General features: G+C 38.6%; 16 protein-coding genes and 1 pseudogene. 6 read left to right on the top strand and 11 right to left on the bottom strand.

The window, feature by feature from the left end; genetic code table 11:
- Positions 1 to 400 (top strand): annotated as a pseudogene (locus H7N69_RS06485) (glycosyltransferase family 10 domain-containing protein); the annotation flags it as partial.
- An 18-nt stretch (positions 401 to 418) separates the two neighbouring features.
- Here the strand turns inward: H7N69_RS06485 and gdhA are convergent.
- The 3 genes from gdhA to H7N69_RS06500 form a co-directional block, all read right to left on the bottom strand.
- The gene (gdhA, locus tag H7N69_RS06490; RefSeq protein WP_187885164.1) at positions 419 to 1,765 is read right to left on the bottom strand and encodes an NADP-specific glutamate dehydrogenase; all 1,347 of its coding nucleotides are present in this window, start codon (positions 1,763 to 1,765) and stop codon (positions 419 to 421) included.
- Positions 1,766 to 1,831: 66 nt separating this feature from the next.
- On the bottom strand, positions 1,832 to 2,662 hold the full coding sequence (locus tag H7N69_RS06495; protein WP_187885165.1) for a peptide chain release factor N(5)-glutamine methyltransferase: 831 nt from the start codon (positions 2,660 to 2,662) through the stop codon (positions 1,832 to 1,834).
- Positions 2,659 to 3,882, bottom strand: coding sequence for a M48 family metallopeptidase (locus H7N69_RS06500; protein WP_187885166.1), 1,224 nt, complete (start codon positions 3,880 to 3,882; stop codon positions 2,659 to 2,661). Before H7N69_RS06500 ends, H7N69_RS06495 begins: the two co-directional genes overlap by 4 nt.
- Before the next feature lie 178 nt (positions 3,883 to 4,060).
- Here H7N69_RS06500 and H7N69_RS06505 point away from each other — a divergent pair, with 178 nt between their 5' ends.
- Positions 4,061 to 4,585, top strand: coding sequence for a hypothetical protein (locus tag H7N69_RS06505; RefSeq protein WP_187885167.1), 525 nt, complete (start codon positions 4,061 to 4,063; stop codon positions 4,583 to 4,585).
- Positions 4,586 to 4,624: 39 nt separating this feature from the next.
- Here H7N69_RS06505 and H7N69_RS06510 read toward each other — a convergent pair whose 3' ends face one another.
- Complete coding sequence (locus H7N69_RS06510; protein ID WP_001172421.1) at positions 4,625 to 5,371, bottom strand: SPOR domain-containing protein; 747 nt, start codon at positions 5,369 to 5,371, stop codon at positions 4,625 to 4,627.
- A gap of 198 nt (positions 5,372 to 5,569) precedes the next feature.
- On the opposite strand from H7N69_RS06510, the gene H7N69_RS06515 reads away from it, so the two are divergent.
- From H7N69_RS06515 to H7N69_RS06525, 3 genes are read left to right on the top strand one after another with little or no spacing between them, the layout of a single operon-like run.
- A complete protein-coding gene (locus H7N69_RS06515) occupies positions 5,570 to 5,797 on the top strand; it encodes a hypothetical protein (RefSeq protein WP_001191194.1) in 228 nt (75 codons plus the stop codon).
- A 12-nt stretch (positions 5,798 to 5,809) separates the two neighbouring features.
- Complete coding sequence (locus H7N69_RS06520) at positions 5,810 to 6,046, top strand: hypothetical protein (RefSeq protein ID WP_000051171.1); 237 nt, start codon at positions 5,810 to 5,812, stop codon at positions 6,044 to 6,046.
- Positions 6,031 to 7,890 carry a primosomal protein N' gene (locus H7N69_RS06525; protein ID WP_187885168.1) on the top strand — a complete coding sequence of 620 codons (1,860 nt, stop codon included), beginning with the start codon at positions 6,031 to 6,033 and terminating at the stop codon, positions 7,888 to 7,890. The genes H7N69_RS06520 and H7N69_RS06525 overlap by 16 nt, the downstream gene beginning before the upstream one ends.
- Positions 7,891 to 7,923: 33 nt before the next feature.
- On the opposite strand, the gene cmoA is transcribed toward H7N69_RS06525, so the two are convergent.
- A complete protein-coding gene (cmoA, locus tag H7N69_RS06530; RefSeq protein WP_033584111.1) occupies positions 7,924 to 8,667 on the bottom strand; it encodes a carboxy-S-adenosyl-L-methionine synthase CmoA in 744 nt (247 codons plus the stop codon).
- Positions 8,668 to 8,718: 51 nt separating this feature from the next.
- Positions 8,719 to 9,360, bottom strand: a complete 642-nt coding sequence (gene sodB, locus H7N69_RS06535; RefSeq protein ID WP_000494629.1) for a superoxide dismutase [Fe] — start codon at positions 9,358 to 9,360, stop codon at positions 8,719 to 8,721.
- Between the two features lie 223 nt (positions 9,361 to 9,583).
- On the opposite strand from sodB, the gene tpx reads away from it, so the two are divergent.
- Entirely contained in the window at positions 9,584 to 10,084 is a 501-nt protein-coding gene (gene tpx, locus H7N69_RS06540; protein ID WP_001174640.1) for a thiol peroxidase, read from the top strand.
- Between the two features lie 252 nt (positions 10,085 to 10,336).
- Here the strand turns inward: tpx and cheW are convergent, their stop codons facing one another.
- From cheW to H7N69_RS06565, 5 genes are read right to left on the bottom strand one after another with little or no spacing between them, the layout of a single operon-like run.
- Positions 10,337 to 10,834 carry a chemotaxis protein CheW gene (gene cheW / locus H7N69_RS06545; RefSeq protein WP_000070766.1) on the bottom strand — a complete coding sequence of 166 codons (498 nt, stop codon included), beginning with the start codon at positions 10,832 to 10,834 and terminating at the stop codon, positions 10,337 to 10,339.
- Positions 10,831 to 13,284, bottom strand: a complete 2,454-nt coding sequence (gene cheAY2, locus H7N69_RS06550) for a chemotaxis histidine kinase/response regulator CheAY2 (protein WP_187885169.1) — start codon at positions 13,282 to 13,284, stop codon at positions 10,831 to 10,833. The genes cheW and cheAY2 overlap by 4 nt, the downstream gene beginning before the upstream one ends.
- Before the next feature lie 57 nt (positions 13,285 to 13,341).
- Entirely contained in the window at positions 13,342 to 14,280 is a 939-nt protein-coding gene (gene cheV3 / locus H7N69_RS06555; protein ID WP_187885170.1) for a chemotaxis protein CheV3, read from the bottom strand.
- A 3-nt stretch (positions 14,281 to 14,283) separates the two neighbouring features.
- Positions 14,284 to 15,042: a UDP-2,3-diacylglucosamine diphosphatase gene (locus H7N69_RS06560; RefSeq protein WP_127958566.1), complete on the bottom strand. Its 759-nt coding sequence runs from the start codon at positions 15,040 to 15,042 to the stop codon at positions 14,284 to 14,286.
- A gap of 1 nt (position 15,043) precedes the next feature.
- Positions 15,044 to 15,712 carry a YggS family pyridoxal phosphate-dependent enzyme gene (locus tag H7N69_RS06565; protein WP_187885171.1) on the bottom strand — a complete coding sequence of 223 codons (669 nt, stop codon included), beginning with the start codon at positions 15,710 to 15,712 and terminating at the stop codon, positions 15,044 to 15,046.
- Positions 15,713 to 15,722 lie beyond the last annotated feature (10 nt).

A 15,722-nucleotide genomic window follows, 5' to 3' on the forward strand; every position in this document is an offset into this window, starting at 1 on the left:
TTTAGACATGCTCTATGAAAACCCTTTAAACACCCTTGATGGGAAAGCTTACTTTTACCAAAATTTGAGTTTTGAAAAGATTTTAGATTTTTTTAAAACGATTTTAGAAAACGATACGATTTATCATTGCGACAATACCCATTATTCTGCTCTTCATCGTGATTTGAATGAGCCGTTAGTGTCTGTTGATGGGTTGAGAAGAGAACATGATGATTTGAGGGTTAATTATGATAATTTGAGAAGAGAACATGATGATTTGAGGGTTAATTATGACCGGCTTTTACAAAACGCTTCACCTTTATTAGAACTCTCTCAAAACACCACTTTTAAAATCTATCGCAAAGCTTATCAAAAATCCTTACCTTTGTTGCGTGCCATAAGGAGATGGGTTAAAAAATAAGTTTGCAAAACCAATCCATCAAACCCCTTGCGCTATCATCGCCGACGCTACTTTTCTAAAACCAGCGATATTAGCCCCTAAAACAAAATTAGTAGGGTCTTTAAACTCTTTAGCGGTTTGAGAAACATTCTTATAAATCTCTTTCATAATGTGGTGTAATTTCGCATCCACCACTTCAAAACTCCAAGGGTGCATGCTCGCATTTTGCGCCATTTCCAAGCCACTCACGCTCACCCCCCCAGCATTAGCCGCCTTGCCTATGCCATAAGAAATCTTAGCCTGTAAAAACAATTCAATCGCTTCATTGCTTGAGGGCATGTTCGCCCCTTCAGCCACGCATTTGCACCCGTTAGAAAGCAAAGTTTTAGCGTCTAAAACGCTCAATTCATTCTCGGTCGCGCTAGGAAAAGCCGCAAAACAAGGCACATGCCATATAGCATTCCCCCCTTTGGGGTAATTTTCTATAGGCGTGTATTTCGCGCTTGGTTTTTGTAGGGCGTATTCTTTGATCCTCCCACGACGGATTTCTTTAATCTCTTTCAAAAGCTCTAAATCAATGCCGTCTTTATCATAAATCATGCCATTAGAATCGCTCGCCGTTACCGGTTTGGCTCCTATTTGAAGCAATTTTTCAATGGTATAAATAGCGACATTACCGCTCCCAGAAACGCTACAAACCTTACCCTCTAAAGAGCTGTTCCTTTCTTGCAGCATTTCTTCAGCAAAATACACGCACCCATAACCGGTAGCTTCTTTTCTGCACAAGCTCCCCCCATAAGTGAGCCCTTTACCGGTCAATACGCCTTCAAAACGATTGACTAATTTCTTGTATTGCCCAAACAGATAGCCGATCTCTCTTTCGCCCACTCCAATATCTCCGGCTGGCACATCAGTCGTGGCCCCAATATGGCGGTATAATTCATTCATGAACGCCTGGCAAAAACGCATGATCTCATGCTCGCTCTTTCCTTTAGGGTCAAAATCGCTCCCCCCCTTAGCGCCCCCCATAGCCAAAGTAGTGAGCGAATTTTTCAACACTTGCTCAAATCCTAAAAACTTGATCACGCTTTCATTCACGCTAGGGTGGAATCTCAAACCCCCCTTATAAGGGCCAATCGCTGAATTGAATTCAACCCTACACCCCCGATTGACTTGGATTTGGTTGTTATCATCTAGCCAACACACCCTAAAAAAAATCTCTCTTTCAGGCTCAATCAAACGCTCTAAAACGGCATGCTTTTCATAACTTTTATCGCTGTCTAAAAGGGGTTTTAAAGAAGTGATAGCTTCATAGACGGCTTGATGGAACTCTTTTTGATAGGGGTATTTTTTCTGTAAAGATTGGAGGATTTTTTCAATATACATAAGCGGCATCCTTTATAATTTTAAGTGTTTTTATTGTAACACTAAAAGGGTAATTAAATTTTAACTTTATCTTAAAAAACTTTTTAAAACGCCTATAAACCCTCTATCAAAGCCGCTCAAATCCTTGTAAAACTCTGCATCATAACCGCAAAATTCCAAGCATTCTTTCAAGCTTTTTAACTGATCATGCCCCATTTCACAAGCCAAAAAAGGGATTTTTAATGCAGCGGCTAAAAAAACGATTTCTTTTAAGATTTCATCGCCTTTAACCCCCCCAAAAAGGGCTTCATGCGGTTCTTTGAGAACGGATTTTTCCAAAGGATAACCTCTAGCGATATAGGGCGGGTTAGAGATAAGCATTTGTATCGTTGGCATGCGATCCCAAAGATGCGTTTTTTTTAAAAAAACACGCTCTTTTAAATTAAAGCGCTCAATATTTTTGGACGCCACTTCTAAAGCTTTTAATGAAATATCGCTCGCATGAATGGAAATTTTGGGGTTTTCTAAAGCCAAACTGACAGACACGCAAGCGCTCCCTATGCCTATTTCGCCTATTTCTTTTAAATGGTATTGAGAAATAATATCAAGGGCTTTTTTGACCAAAATCTCCGTTTCAGGCCGTGGGATTAAAACATGCTCATTCACAAAAAAAGAGTGCCCATAAAAATCACAGCTTTCCAATAAATACTCTATGGGGCAGTCATTCAAGCGTTTTTCTACCAGTTCAAAAAAGCGCACCTCTTCTTCGTGGCTTAATTCTAAATAGGCATGCGTGTGCAAAAAAACCCTTTCTTTTTGCAAGACAAAGCCTAATAAAATTTCAGACTCTAATCCCCCCCTAAAACCTTTTTGCGATAATTCTTTTTTGGCTTTATTTAGGGCTTGTGAAAGGGTCATTCAATTTCATAATCCAAAGCTTTCAAGCGCTCTAATAAGGGCGGGTGCGTGAAATGCAAGAAAACATAAAAAGGGTGCGAATGGGGGAACGCTTTATTCTCGCTCACAATAGACACTAACGCTTTGGCTAAAACCTCTTTAGAGCTTAAACTCGCTCCAAATTTGTCCGCATTGTATTCATTCTTTCGGCTAAAAAACCCGATCAAAGGCATAGCGTAAAAAGAAAATACCGGCAAAAACAAGAGTAAAATCGCAATCAAACTCGCTGGCGTTTGCGAGACATTAAAGCCTTCAAAAACGATCGGTGGCAAATGAGCGATCAAAGCAAAAACAAGAGCGAGCAAGCCTCCCATAATCCCTAAACTTTTCAGTAAGTCCTTATTTTTAAAATGCCCTAATTCATGCCCTAAAATGGCTAAAAGCCCTTCTGTCCCAACTTTAGAGATCAAAGTGTCAAACAACACCACCCGCTTGTTTTTACCCAAGCCTCCAAAATACGCATTCAAACGCCCGTCCCTCTTGCTAGCGTCCATCACAAAGATGCCTTCGGATTTAAAACCCACCTTATCCATCATGCTTTCAATTTGACTCTCCAAATCCCTATTATTCAAGGGGGTGAATTGGTTGAAAAGCTGGGCGATTTTATGGTAAAAAAGATTAGCCAAGATCATAAAAACAAACACGACAAAAAACGAGCTAATCTCCCAATGTTCCACATGTTCAATGATCATAATAAGAGTGTAGATCAACAACAATCCCACGCTTAAAGTGAGCAATAACCCTTTGAAAAAATCCTTAAAAAACAATGGCAAGCTCACCTTAGAAAAGCCAAATTCCTTATCCAAATGCATGGTGGTGTAGTAACTAATGGGTAAGGACAAAACGCTTTGAATCGCTAAAAACAACAAGGCAAACACCAAGTAACCTAGCGTTTCAGGAAGGTTTAAATAATGCGTCAAATCTTCTAAATGCGTCAAACCAAAAAAGACCCAACCAGCAAAGATCACCCCGTCTAAAATTTGAGAAATAATGGATAATTGCATTTTCCTAATGGCATAATTTCCCGCTTCTTCATAATCCTTTTGTGGGAGTAAAACAGGCTTCTCGCAGAGCTTTTGACGGATAAATTTCAATTGCAAAATATCGCCCACAATGTAAGGAGTCGTAAAAAAGAGCAAATAAAAAATACAAATTATCATATCTATCCATATGTCAAGCATATTCTAAACCCCTTTTTTAATCAATTTGCCAATAAAAGTGTAGGAATTATAACAATTTTTCAAAAATTTACCATAAAATTAAATAAATATGGTAGAAAAAGGGGGCTATTTTTGAGCGTTTTTAATCCAATCGTAAAAAGCTGTGTTATCCAACCCGCTATAAACAAAAAGGTTTGTCATGCCCTATTCTTTTAAAAAGCGTTTTTTAATCATTTATGCCCTTTCTACCTTGCTTTTAGTGGGGGTTTTGTTAGCGTTATTTTTCTTTTATGCGAAAAATAACCTTTTAGAAAACACCCAAATACGCATGCAATACACCGCTGATGCGATCGCTAAAAGCCTTTTAGAATTGGATAATGCCTCTTCTTTAGAGCCTTTAAAAATATTAGAAGAACGATTCAAAAACACCCCCTTTGTTTTGTTGGACGCAGACAACAATGTCAAGTTTTCTAATATTGGGGCGTTTGTGGCCTCTTTTAAAAATGACGCCTTGATCAAAACCCCTTATTTTGCGCTTAAAAAACAGGGCTTTTACCTCACAGACAGCGCCCCAACTAACCGCTTAGGGGTTTCTAAAATCATTATTGCAGAAGAAGAAATTCAAAAAAATTTTATCCCCTTTTATAAAATGATGGGCTATGTGTTTTTGGGCGCGAGTTTGTTTGTCGCGCTAATAGCTAGGTGGCTTTATCAAATCCAATAAAACTATAGATTTATTTTCAAATAAGGATAGTTAAAACGACTACTTCTCTACCAACGCAGGCTTATTTTTAAAGCTTTTAGCCGCATTTTCAAGCTGTTTTAGGGCTTCTTCTTTGGTTTTATAAGGACCAATCAAATAATGCGTGAGGGAGTCTTTTTCCTCCATTTGGTGAGGGAAAGTTTTGAGCGTTTGCAAAAAATCCTTACTGGGCGAATTTAAAAAAGCCCCAATTTGCAAGTAATACCCTTTAGGGATCTTTGCGTCTTTTAAGCTGGGTTTTACTAAGCTTTTTTTATTCTCGTTCTTGGGTGGCTCTTTTGTTAGGGGCTGGGATTGGTTAATAGCGGTCTTTTGCTTATGGGCTTTCTTGATTTTTCTTTTCACCTTTTTGCTTTCTATATAAAAATCATATAAATCATGGATTCTTTGTTTCACATAAGCTTCATAGCAATTCCTATAAATCGGGCTGTTTTCAATAGAAGCCTTAGGGCTTATTAGCATAACCAACGCCACGCATTCTTCATGGGCGACTCCTAGCCATTCCTCTTCGCTTTGTTCTAGGATTTCTTTAATTTTAGGGAACTCATACTGCGTGCTTTTTCCCATATTGTCTAACATTTTGATAAGGTCTTCATAGGCTTGATCGAGCCTTAATTGGATAGGGGGTAAATTTTTAGGCGTATTTTGAACGCTTTTAGGAGCTGCTTTTTTATCGTCTAAACCAACAGCGTTTCTTAAAAAGAGGAAAACCAACAACAGAGTTATTTTGAATATACTTTTTTGCATTTATCATTCCCTGCAAGCTCTCTATCTTGTTGTTTTATGGTAATCAAAAATACCAAATACCGCCATAAGAATTGCTTAAAAATAGGATTTGGTTGCTTGATTTTATGGTAAAAGTCATTACCTTAAGGGGATAGGGGTATTTTGCGATAATTTAATAGCTTTGATATAATAACTTTTAAAAACCATGAAAGGCTTATGATGCAATCTTTAAGTTTATTAAACCAGTTGGGCGCTAAAATTGATGAATTGATTGAAAAAATTCAAAAACAAGAAGAAGAGTTGAACGCTTTACGCCAAGCAAACACCACACTGAATGCGCAAAATGAAGAAAAAGACATTCAAATCGCTATTTTATACGATGAATTGAGCGCTAAAGATAAGGGCATTCAAGGTCTTTATGACAAAATCTCTGATTTATTGTCATAAACCATTAAAAACATGTCTTTAGAAAACGATAGCTTAGAAATCACTTATTTAGGCAAACGCTATAAAATCTCTCTCAACAACACCTTTAGCGATGAGATGAAACGCACCCTAAAGGAGCGTTTCCATAACCAAGAATTAAACGCATTAGAGCTTTTAAAGGACTATTTGCATGAAAGTTGTCAAAACGAGTATTTGCATAATGAACTCAAAAAGCTTTTAGAAAAAATCTCATCATGTTCTATCACTTGATCGCTCCTTTAAAAAATAAAACCCCCCCTTTAACTTACTTTTCTAAAGAGCGACACCAAAAAGGAGCGTTAGTCAATATCCCTTTAAGGAATAAAACGCTTTTGGGCGTCGTTCTTGAAGAAGTTTCAAAACCCTCTTTTGAATGCCTAGAGCTAGAAAAAACCCCTTATTTTTTACTCCCTTTTCAAATGGAGCTCGCTATTTTTATCGCTCAATATTACTCGGCTAATCTTTCTTCAGTCTTAAGCCTTTTTACTCCTTTTAAAGAATGCGATGGAATGGGGTTAGAAAAAATTGAGCCTGTTCTTAATAGATTAAGCCAAACGCAAACCAACGCCTTAAAAGAATTGCAAAAACATTCAGCAAGCTTGCTCTTTGGCGATACGGGTAGCGGGAAAACCGAGATCTATATGCATGCAATCGCTCAAACTTTAGAGCAAAAAAAAAGCGCTTTATTGTTAGTGCCAGAAATCGCCCTCACCCCTCAAATGCAGCAACGCCTTAAAAGGGTTTTTAAAGAGAATTTAGGCTTGTGGCATAGCAAACTCTCTCAAAATCAAAAAAAACAATTTTTAGAAAAGCTTTATTCGCAAGAAATCAAATTAGTGGTAGGCACACGAAGCGCGTTGTTTTTGCCCCTTAAGGAGTTGGGTTTAATCATTGTAGATGAAGAGCATGACTTTTCTTATAAGTCTCATCAAAGCCCTATGTATAACGCTAGGGATTTATGCTTGTATTTATCCCATAAATTCCCTATTCAAGTGGTTTTAGGCTCTGCTACGCCAAGTTTGAGTAGTTATAAACGCTTTAAAGATAAGGCTTTAGTGCGCTTAAAGGGGCGCTACACCCCCACGCAAAAAAACATTATTTTTGAAAAAACCGAGCGTTTTATCACGCCCAAACTCCTAGAAGCACTAAAACAAGTCCTAGACAAAAACGAGCAAGCCATTATTTTTGTGCCTACAAGGGCTAATTTCAAAACCTTGCTGTGCCAAAGTTGTTACAAAAGCGTTCAATGCCCTTTTTGCAGCGTGAATATGAGTTTGCATTTAAAAACCAACAAACTCATGTGCCATTATTGCCATTTTTCAAGCCCTATCCCTAAAATTTGCAACGCATGCCAAAGCGAAGTTTTAGTGGGCAAAAGGATAGGTACCATGCAAGTGTTGAACGAATTAGAAGGCCTTTTGAAAGGCGCTAAAATAGCGATTTTAGATAAAGATCATACCAGCACGCAAAAAAAACTCCACAATATTTTAAACGATTTCAACGCTCAAAAAACGAATATCTTAATCGGCACTCAAATGATAAGTAAGGGGCATGATTACGCTAAAGTGAGTTTAGCGGTTGTTTTAGGCATAGACAATATCATTAAATCCAATAGTTACAGGGCTTTAGAAGAAGGCGTGTCGTTACTTTATCAAATCGCTGGGAGGAGCGCTAGGCAAATTTCTGGCCAAGTGTTCATTCAAAGCACCGAAACCGATCTATTAAAAAATTTCTTAGAAGATTATGAAGATTTTTTACAATACGAATTGCAAGAAAGGTGCGAACTCTATCCGCCTTTTTCAAGGCTGTGTTTGTTAGAGTTTAAGCATAAAAACGAAGAAAAAGCCCAACAATTGAGCCTAAAAGCCTCTCAAACCCTTTCTTCATGTTTAGAAAAGGGTGTAACGCTCTCCAATTTCAAAGCCCCCATTGAAAAAATCGCCTCTTCTTACCGCTACCTGATTTTATTGCGTTCCAAAGACCCTTTAAGCCTAATCAAAAGCGTGCATGCGTTTTTAAAAACCGCCCCCAATATCCCTTGCAGCGTGAACATGGATCCTGTGGATATTTTTTAAAACATTTAAGTTTTATATATTGTTTTAAAAAACTTAAGTTTTTCTGGCAACTAACAGCGTGAAATTCACCCATTTAAACAGCGCTTCTACATGCTTAAACCCCACGCTTTCTAAAAGCGCGATATTTTCTTTTAGACTATAAGGCACAAGCACATTTTCTAACGCTTCCCTTTTGAAAGCGATTTCATTGTGGCTGTAGCCTTGATTTTGTTTATAAAGGTAGTATAGCTCTATCATTTGCTTGTCCAATATCCGATCCTCACTCATGATCTTTTCGCCCACCAATAAAACCCCATTCAACGCAAGGCTGTTATAAATCTTTTTGAGCAACACCTCTCTTTGCATGGGGCGGACAAATTGCAATACAAAAAGCAATGAAAACGCGCTCGCTTCTTTAAACTCAACCTCTAAAAAATCCATGCATTCAAAACGGGCATTGTTAAAATCTTTTAATTTTTCTTGCGCTTTTTTAAGCATGGGCATGGAATTGTCAATCCCTACAAGCTCAATCTCTTGTTGGATTTGCCTGTTAAGCGCGATAAAAAAGTTCCCGGTAGAACAGCCCAAATCATAAATCAAGGGCTTAGGCAAGGGCTTAGGCAAGGACTTAGGATAGACATTTTCTTTTAAATTTTGAGCGATAAAATACGCCCCCAGATTCAACATTTCATGATAATAAGGGATAGAACGCTCCAGCATGTCATCAAAAACATGGGCGACTTTCTCATCAAAACAAAAGCGTTTGTTTAGGGATTGATTGAACAGAGTGTCTTTCATTCAAAAAAGAAGCGTGGTTTAAAAATCTTTAAACCACAATAGTGCTAACGCTTAAGCTTTTTTATGCACCAACTCATTGATGTAGTAATCCACTGAGCCTAAGCCTTCTTTTTTCGCCCACTCATAGCATTGAGAAACAAAATGCCAATTGATATGCCCATAGAATTTTTCCAAATACACAGGGCGCGCGTTTTTGTGGTCAATATAATAAGCATGCTCCCACACATCCACCACTAAAAGCGGCACTTTTTTATCCGTAACCGGGGTTTGAGCGTTGCTCGTTTGAATGATTTCAATTTTTTGAGTGTCTAAATTATACGCTGCCCAATTCCAGCCAGAGCCAAACAAAGTGGTCGCGCTCTTAATGAAGTCTTCTTTAAATTTTTCCAATGAGCCAAAATCTTTTTCCAAAGCCCCTTTTAACTCATCGCTTAAAGCAGTCGCTTTGGGGCTTAAGCAATCCCAATAAAAATCGTGGTTGTAAATTTGAGCGGCGTTATTGAACACGCCTCCGCTAGACTTCGTCAAAATATCAAACAAAGAACTTTTCTCAAAATCCGTGCCTTTGATGAGATTGTTCAAATTATTCACATAAGTTTGATGGTGTTTCCCATGGTGGAAATCAAACGCTACAGGGCTTAAAAAATCTCCCATGCTGTCTTTAGCAAAAGGCAACTCTCGTAATGTAAACATGTTTTCTCCTTGTGATTAGGTGGGACTATTGTAATCATTTTTTAATACTTTTTGGTAAATCTTTTCTTAAAAATTAAATCGTTATGCAAATTTTGTAGATTTTAAGGGGTTTTTTAAAATGAAAACGACTTTTTAAACAAATTCTTTTTAAATTTGTTAAAAGTTAATCTTAATGGGCTACTATTCTAACGCAATATAGCAATTCATTAGAAAGGATTTAACCATGCAAAAAGTTACTTTTAAAGAAGAAACATATCAATTAGAAGGGAAAGCCTTAAAAGTGGGCGATAAAGCCCCTGATGTGAAATTGGTCAATGGCGATTTACAAGAAGTCAATTTATTGAAGCAAGGCGTGCGTTTTCAGGTCGTTAGCGCACTTCCTAGTTTAACCGGATCGGTTTGCTTACTCCAAGCCAAACACTTCAATGAGCAAGCCGGCAAACTGCCTTCTGTGAGTTTTAGCGTTATTTCTATGGACTTGCCTTTTTCTCAAGGGCAAATTTGCGGTGCTGAAGGCATTAAGGACTTAAGAATCTTAAGCGATTTTAGGTATAAGGCTTTTGGGGAAAATTACGGCGTGCTGTTGGGTAAAGGCTCTTTGCAAGGCTTGCTCGCTCGATCGGTGTTTGTTCTTGATGATAAGGGAGTGGTTATCTATAAAGAAATCGTTCAAAACATTTTAGAAGAGCCCAATTATGAAGCGCTTTTAAAAGTGTTGAAATAGGAAATTTAAAAGGAGGGGGCTACGATCTAGTGAATCTCAATGCAAAAAGCCCCACTTGTTAAAAAATGTTGGCAACAAAAACTAAAAAGTTCTTTTTAAACCCGTTTAAAAAATTTTCACGCTATTTTTAAAAGAAAAGATTGAAAAAGACTCTGTTTTTAGTGCATTACAAGAGACGCTTGACTAAAATCAAGCTTTTTAATGGAATAAGCCTTTTTCAAAGCCCCCATAAGGGTTTGATAGAAAAGGTTTTTAAAAGTCTTTTTTTAAGATTTCTTCCACTCTTAAAATGGTTACGAGTCTGTCGTTTTGTTTCCCAATGCCATAGGTTAGATTATTGTTATCGCTCAAAGTTTCTGGCACCGGGTCAATATCGGTTTGCTTGATGCGAATGGCTTCAGTCAAGCGATCAATGAAAAACCCAGCGATCTGATCGTTATGGCGTACCACCAAATAACGAGTGTCTTTGTTTTGCTTTTCGGCTTTCAAGCCAAACTTTAAACGCAAACTGATCAAAGGGAAGACATTGCCCCTTAAATTGAACACGCCAAGCACATAGTTTGGGGTTTCAGGGACTCGTGTGTAGCCAATGGGTTTGACGATCTCTAAAATATTCAAAATGGGAATGGCGTATTCTTCATCGCCAATAATAAAGCCAATGAATTGCAAAATTTCTTCATTGTCTTCTTGTTTAGAGCCTGCACTAGCTTCTTTTTGTCTTTCAAATAAATCTTTTAATTGGTTGCTCACGATTCGCCTCCTTCTAATTTAATGCTGCGCTTCACTACGGTGGTTAAATACTCGCCGCTATAAGGTTTGGTGATGTATTCAGTCATGCCGGATTCAACGCCGCGCATCCTATCGGTTTTAGTTACCCGACTGGTTACTGCAATCAAAGGCAGGTTTTTGAATTTATTGTATTTACGCACTTCAGAAGCGAAAGTGTAGCCGTCCATCTTGGGCATTTCAATATCCACTAAAATAGCGTCCGGAATCTTATCGCCATTTTTAAGCATTTCTAAGCCTTCTAACCCGTTAGTGGCCTCTAAAAGCGTGATGCCTAATGGTTTTAAACATTTGCGGATAATCGCTCTGTCCGTGCTGCTATCATCAATCGCTAAGACAATATAATCGCTAGGAGAATTTTTGCTCTTGGTGTTTTCGGATTCATTCATTAAGGTAGTGATATTGACCTTGATGCTTTTTGCCATATCCATCATCGCTCCCACATCTACAATAAGAGTGATTTTCCCATCGCCTCTCACCGTAGCGCCAGCAATGCCTCTAGTGTTTTTAAGATAGTAACCTAAAGATTTGATGACCACTTCTTCTTGACCGATCAAATAATCCACAATCACGCCAATTTTTTGATCGGCCAAGCCAATGATGACCACATACACATCTGAGTTGGATTCCAAAATAGCATCCACTTTAAAAATATCAGAAAGGCGCACCAAAGAAAGCACCTCATCTCTTAAGCGCAACACGCTTTTGCCATCAACGGTGTAAATTTCATCCTGGCTGATGCGCACGGTTTCTAAAACTGAAGAAAGCGGGATAGCGTAATATTCTTCTTGAACGCCCACGAGTAAAGCTTGAATGATAGCCAGAGTGAGAGGGATTTTAAGTTTTTGAGTCGTGCCTACCCCCACTTCTGAATCGATTTCAATGATCCCATTAAGCTTTTCAATATTGGTTTTCACCACATCCATGCCCACGCCTCTGCCTGAAACGTTAGAAACGACTTTTGCGGTAGAAAAGCCTGGCTTGAAAATGAGGTTAAACGCTTCCCTATCGCTCATGCCTTCAGCGTCTCTTTCGCTAATCACCCCTTTTTCAATCGCTTTTTCTTTAAGCATCACAGGATCTAACCCTTTGCCATCATCAGAGATTTTAATCACAATATGGTTACCCTCATTATACGCGCTCAATTGCACTTTACCGGTTTCAGGCTTGTTAAGCCTTCTTCTTTCTTCTAAAGGCTCAATCCCATGATCGCATGAGTTGCGGATAATGTGGATGAGCGGATCGCCAATCTCTTCTACAATGGATTTGTCTAATTCGGTTTCTTCGCCCTCAATGATTAATTCAATGCTCTTGCCTAATTCCCGGCTCAAATCCCTTACCATGCGAGGGAATTTATTGAACACTTTGCCCACTGGTTGCATCCGGGTTTTCATCACCGCAAGCTGCAAGTCTGTCGTTACCGCTGAAATAGAAGAAACTACCTGGTTTAATTCCTCTAAAAACTTTTCCCCATCATAGCGTTCTTCCACATCGCCATAAATCCTGATCAAGCGATTCTTTCCTAACACAAGCTCACCGATTAAATTCATCAAATGGTCTAATCGGCGCACATCCACCCTAACGGTTTGCTCCACGCCAATAGAGGGGGCTTTATTTTCTTCAGTATCGGCTTTAGCCTTAGCTTTAGTTTCTGTTTTAGGGGCTTTGGGGGTTTCTGTTTTGGGGGGTTCTTTTGTTGGGGTAACTTCTTGTTTAGGTTTGGCTTGTTCTTCTTGTTTAGGCTTGGCTTCTTGTTTTTTTTGGGCCCTTCGTTCTTTATCGGCTTCTTGGCGTTTGTTAAGCAGGCGTTCAATTTCCGCTTCCACTTCTTCAGCGCTCATGTTGGAATAATCCAAATCCGGCTCATCGGCTAGCGGGTTATCGCTTGAGAAGTTTTCTGTAGTAGGGGCTTTTGTTTCTGTCTGATTTTCTTTTTTATTTTCTTTTTTATTTTCTTTTTTATTCTCTTTTTCTGGGGCTTCTTTAGTCCCTGAAGTTTCTTTAGCGCCCTCTAGATTTTGGCTCGTGATAGCTTGAAGCTGTTTGACTGCTTCTTCAATCTCGTTTTCCTTGCCGTTATTAGTATCAGAGCCGGTATCTCTAATCGTTACGAGCAAGGTTTTCATCAAATCAATGGAGCGCAACACGACATCCATAATATCAGGCGTGATCTTGATTTCTCCCTTTCTGGCGCGATTCAAGACATCTTCCATGTTGTGCGTGAGGTGCGTGAGAATGTTAAGATTCAAAAACGAGCTAGAGCCTTTAATGGTGTGGGCCACTCTAAAAATGCGATTGAGCAAGTCCAAATCCTCAGGGTTATGCTCCAATTCCACTAAATCCTGATCCAACTGCTCATTCATTTCAAAGGCTTCAATCAAGAAGTCTTCCATTATTTCTTGCAAATCATCCATTTTAAAACCCCTTTTTAGCGTTTGAGATAAGAGTATTTTACAATTTTATAAAAAGAATTACGCATTCTTGTTTAAAATCTTAGAAATTTCTTCGGTGAATTTCTCTGCGTCAAACTTGACTAAATACGCTACAGCCCCCATTTCTTTAGCTCTTTCAGCGCTATAATTATCGCAAATAGAAGAATTAAAAATCACAGGAATATAAGCAAACCTAGGGTCTTTTTGGAGCTTGAATAAGAAATGATAGCCATCCATTTTAGGCATTTCAACATCTGAAATAATGAATTTCAAATGTTTCCTTAAATCGTCCCCGTATTTTTTGAATAACATTTCTAATTTGTTCAGCCCGTCTTCCCCATCCACAGCTTCCGTGATGCTAAAACCCAATTTGCTCAAATGGTTTTTTAAGGTTTTTCTTGCGGTCTTGCTATCGTCTAAAAACAACACTTCGCCTTCAAAATGCTGTTTGGGGGTGGCTTCCTTAGCACTTTTAGCGTCTTCATTAAGCTTTAAATCATCTAAAATGCTTTCTAAATCTAAAATGAGTAGGGTTTGATCGTTTTCAATGCGCGTGGTGCCGGTGATATTTTCTTTATTGATGCTATTAGAGGCGCTAAAGGATGCAGGCTCCACATCTTTCCAGCTAATGCGCCTGATACGCCTAGCCGAATGGACTAAAAAGCCCATTTTAACGTTGTTAAATTCCGTGATGATGACGATTCTTTCGTTTTCCTTGCTTTTATCCGGGACAATCCCTATCCATTTAGCCAAGTCTATAAGCGGAATGATTATGGAGCGCAAATCAAACACGCCGATGATATAATCTAGATTAGTGGGGTATTCAAAAAGGGTGGGCATGGGGATAATCTCTTGGACTTTAGCCACATTGATGCCATAAATCCCCTCATAAGGGACGCCCTCTTGCATGCCATAAATACGAAAATCCACGAGTTCTATCTCACTCAATTTTAAATCGTTAGCTGTTTTTTCTGCCATGATTTAGGCGTCCTTATCTTGAGATGGTTCTAAAATGCTTGATGATACCTTAAAAAGGCTTTGTTCGTAATAAAAGGAGGGCAGTGGGCAATAAATCGGCGCATTCAAGGGGATTTTTGCGCCGCTTTTGAGATGAAAATGCCCCTCTATAATGCCGTCAATGCTATCAAGGTTAAGATCTTTAATATAATTTTGATAGGCTTTTAGGCGCTTTTCAATAAAAGATTGCAATTCTTTTGGCTCTAATTCCCAAAGGCGGACGGGTTTTTTATAGATGCGTTTTTTCAAAAAAGGGTATAAGGTTTTAAAGCTCGCAAAATTTAAAAAAGTTAAAAAAAATCTCGCCCAAGTGGAAGTGAGCTGCGTGATGTAAAATTCATACGCTTTAGTGATGAATAAATCCCCATGGGCTAGCAAAAAGCGTTTGTTATCATATTGGAATAATACGGGTTGGTTTTGGCGCTCAAAAACTACCACTTTGGAATTGAATACAAAACGCATGGAAAAATCATGGTTGCCTTCAAAATAAAAGACTTGTGAAATTTCGCTTAAAGCGTTGATGAGATCAATGATTTTTTGTTGCTCTTTATCTAGGGGTAAATAGCCCACAAGAACATGGAAAATATCGCCCATGAAAAAGACTTGTGGGGGTTTGGCGCTTAAAAGTTTTTTAAGCGTATGGATTAAATGAGGGTTTTTGGGCAAAAAATGCGCATCAGAGATAAAAACAGCCCCATTTTTAAGCGCATAAGTTTCTAGCATCTTACTCTTTGAACAAAAAAGAGCCAATCCTTAAAAGATTCGCCCCGCAAGCAATCGCTAATTCAAAATCATCACTCATGCCCATTGAAAGAACGCTCGCATTTTTTATTTGGTCAAAAAGCTTTTTGGTGGTGATAAAGGATTTTTCAATTTTCTTTTCATCATCGGTGTGTGCCCCTATACACATCAGCCCCTTAAGCTTGAGGCGCTTGCAAGTTTCACTGATTTGAGAATAAGTTTCTAGCGCTTCTTCAGGCACCACCCCGCTTTTACTTTCCTCATACGCGCTATTAACCTGTAAAAGAGCGTTTAAATTGACGCCCAACATTTCGCAACGCTTTTCTATTTTCAAAGCGAGTTTTAAAGAGTCTAAAGAATGCAAAAGAGCGGGTTTTAAACTCAAAAGCGCATTGATTTTATTTTCTTGTAAAGAGCCTATCATGTGCCATTCAAGGGGTAAATGCTCTAAAGAGTGCATTTTAGTTTTTAAATCTTGAACTTTATTTTCTCCAAAAGCCCTTTGAGAGCAGTTGTAGTAATGTTGGATAGCTTCTGGGGAAGCGTTTTTTGAAACAGCCACGATTTTGACAATGTGGTGCCTTGAATAGGCGGTGCGAGCCTTTTCTATTTTTGCGATGAGGGTATCAATCCTTTGGCTATAATCTAACATAATTCTTCTT

This window comes from Helicobacter pylori (assembly GCF_014497725.1).
GTDB classification, from domain to species: domain Bacteria; phylum Campylobacterota; class Campylobacteria; order Campylobacterales; family Helicobacteraceae; genus Helicobacter; species Helicobacter pylori_DE.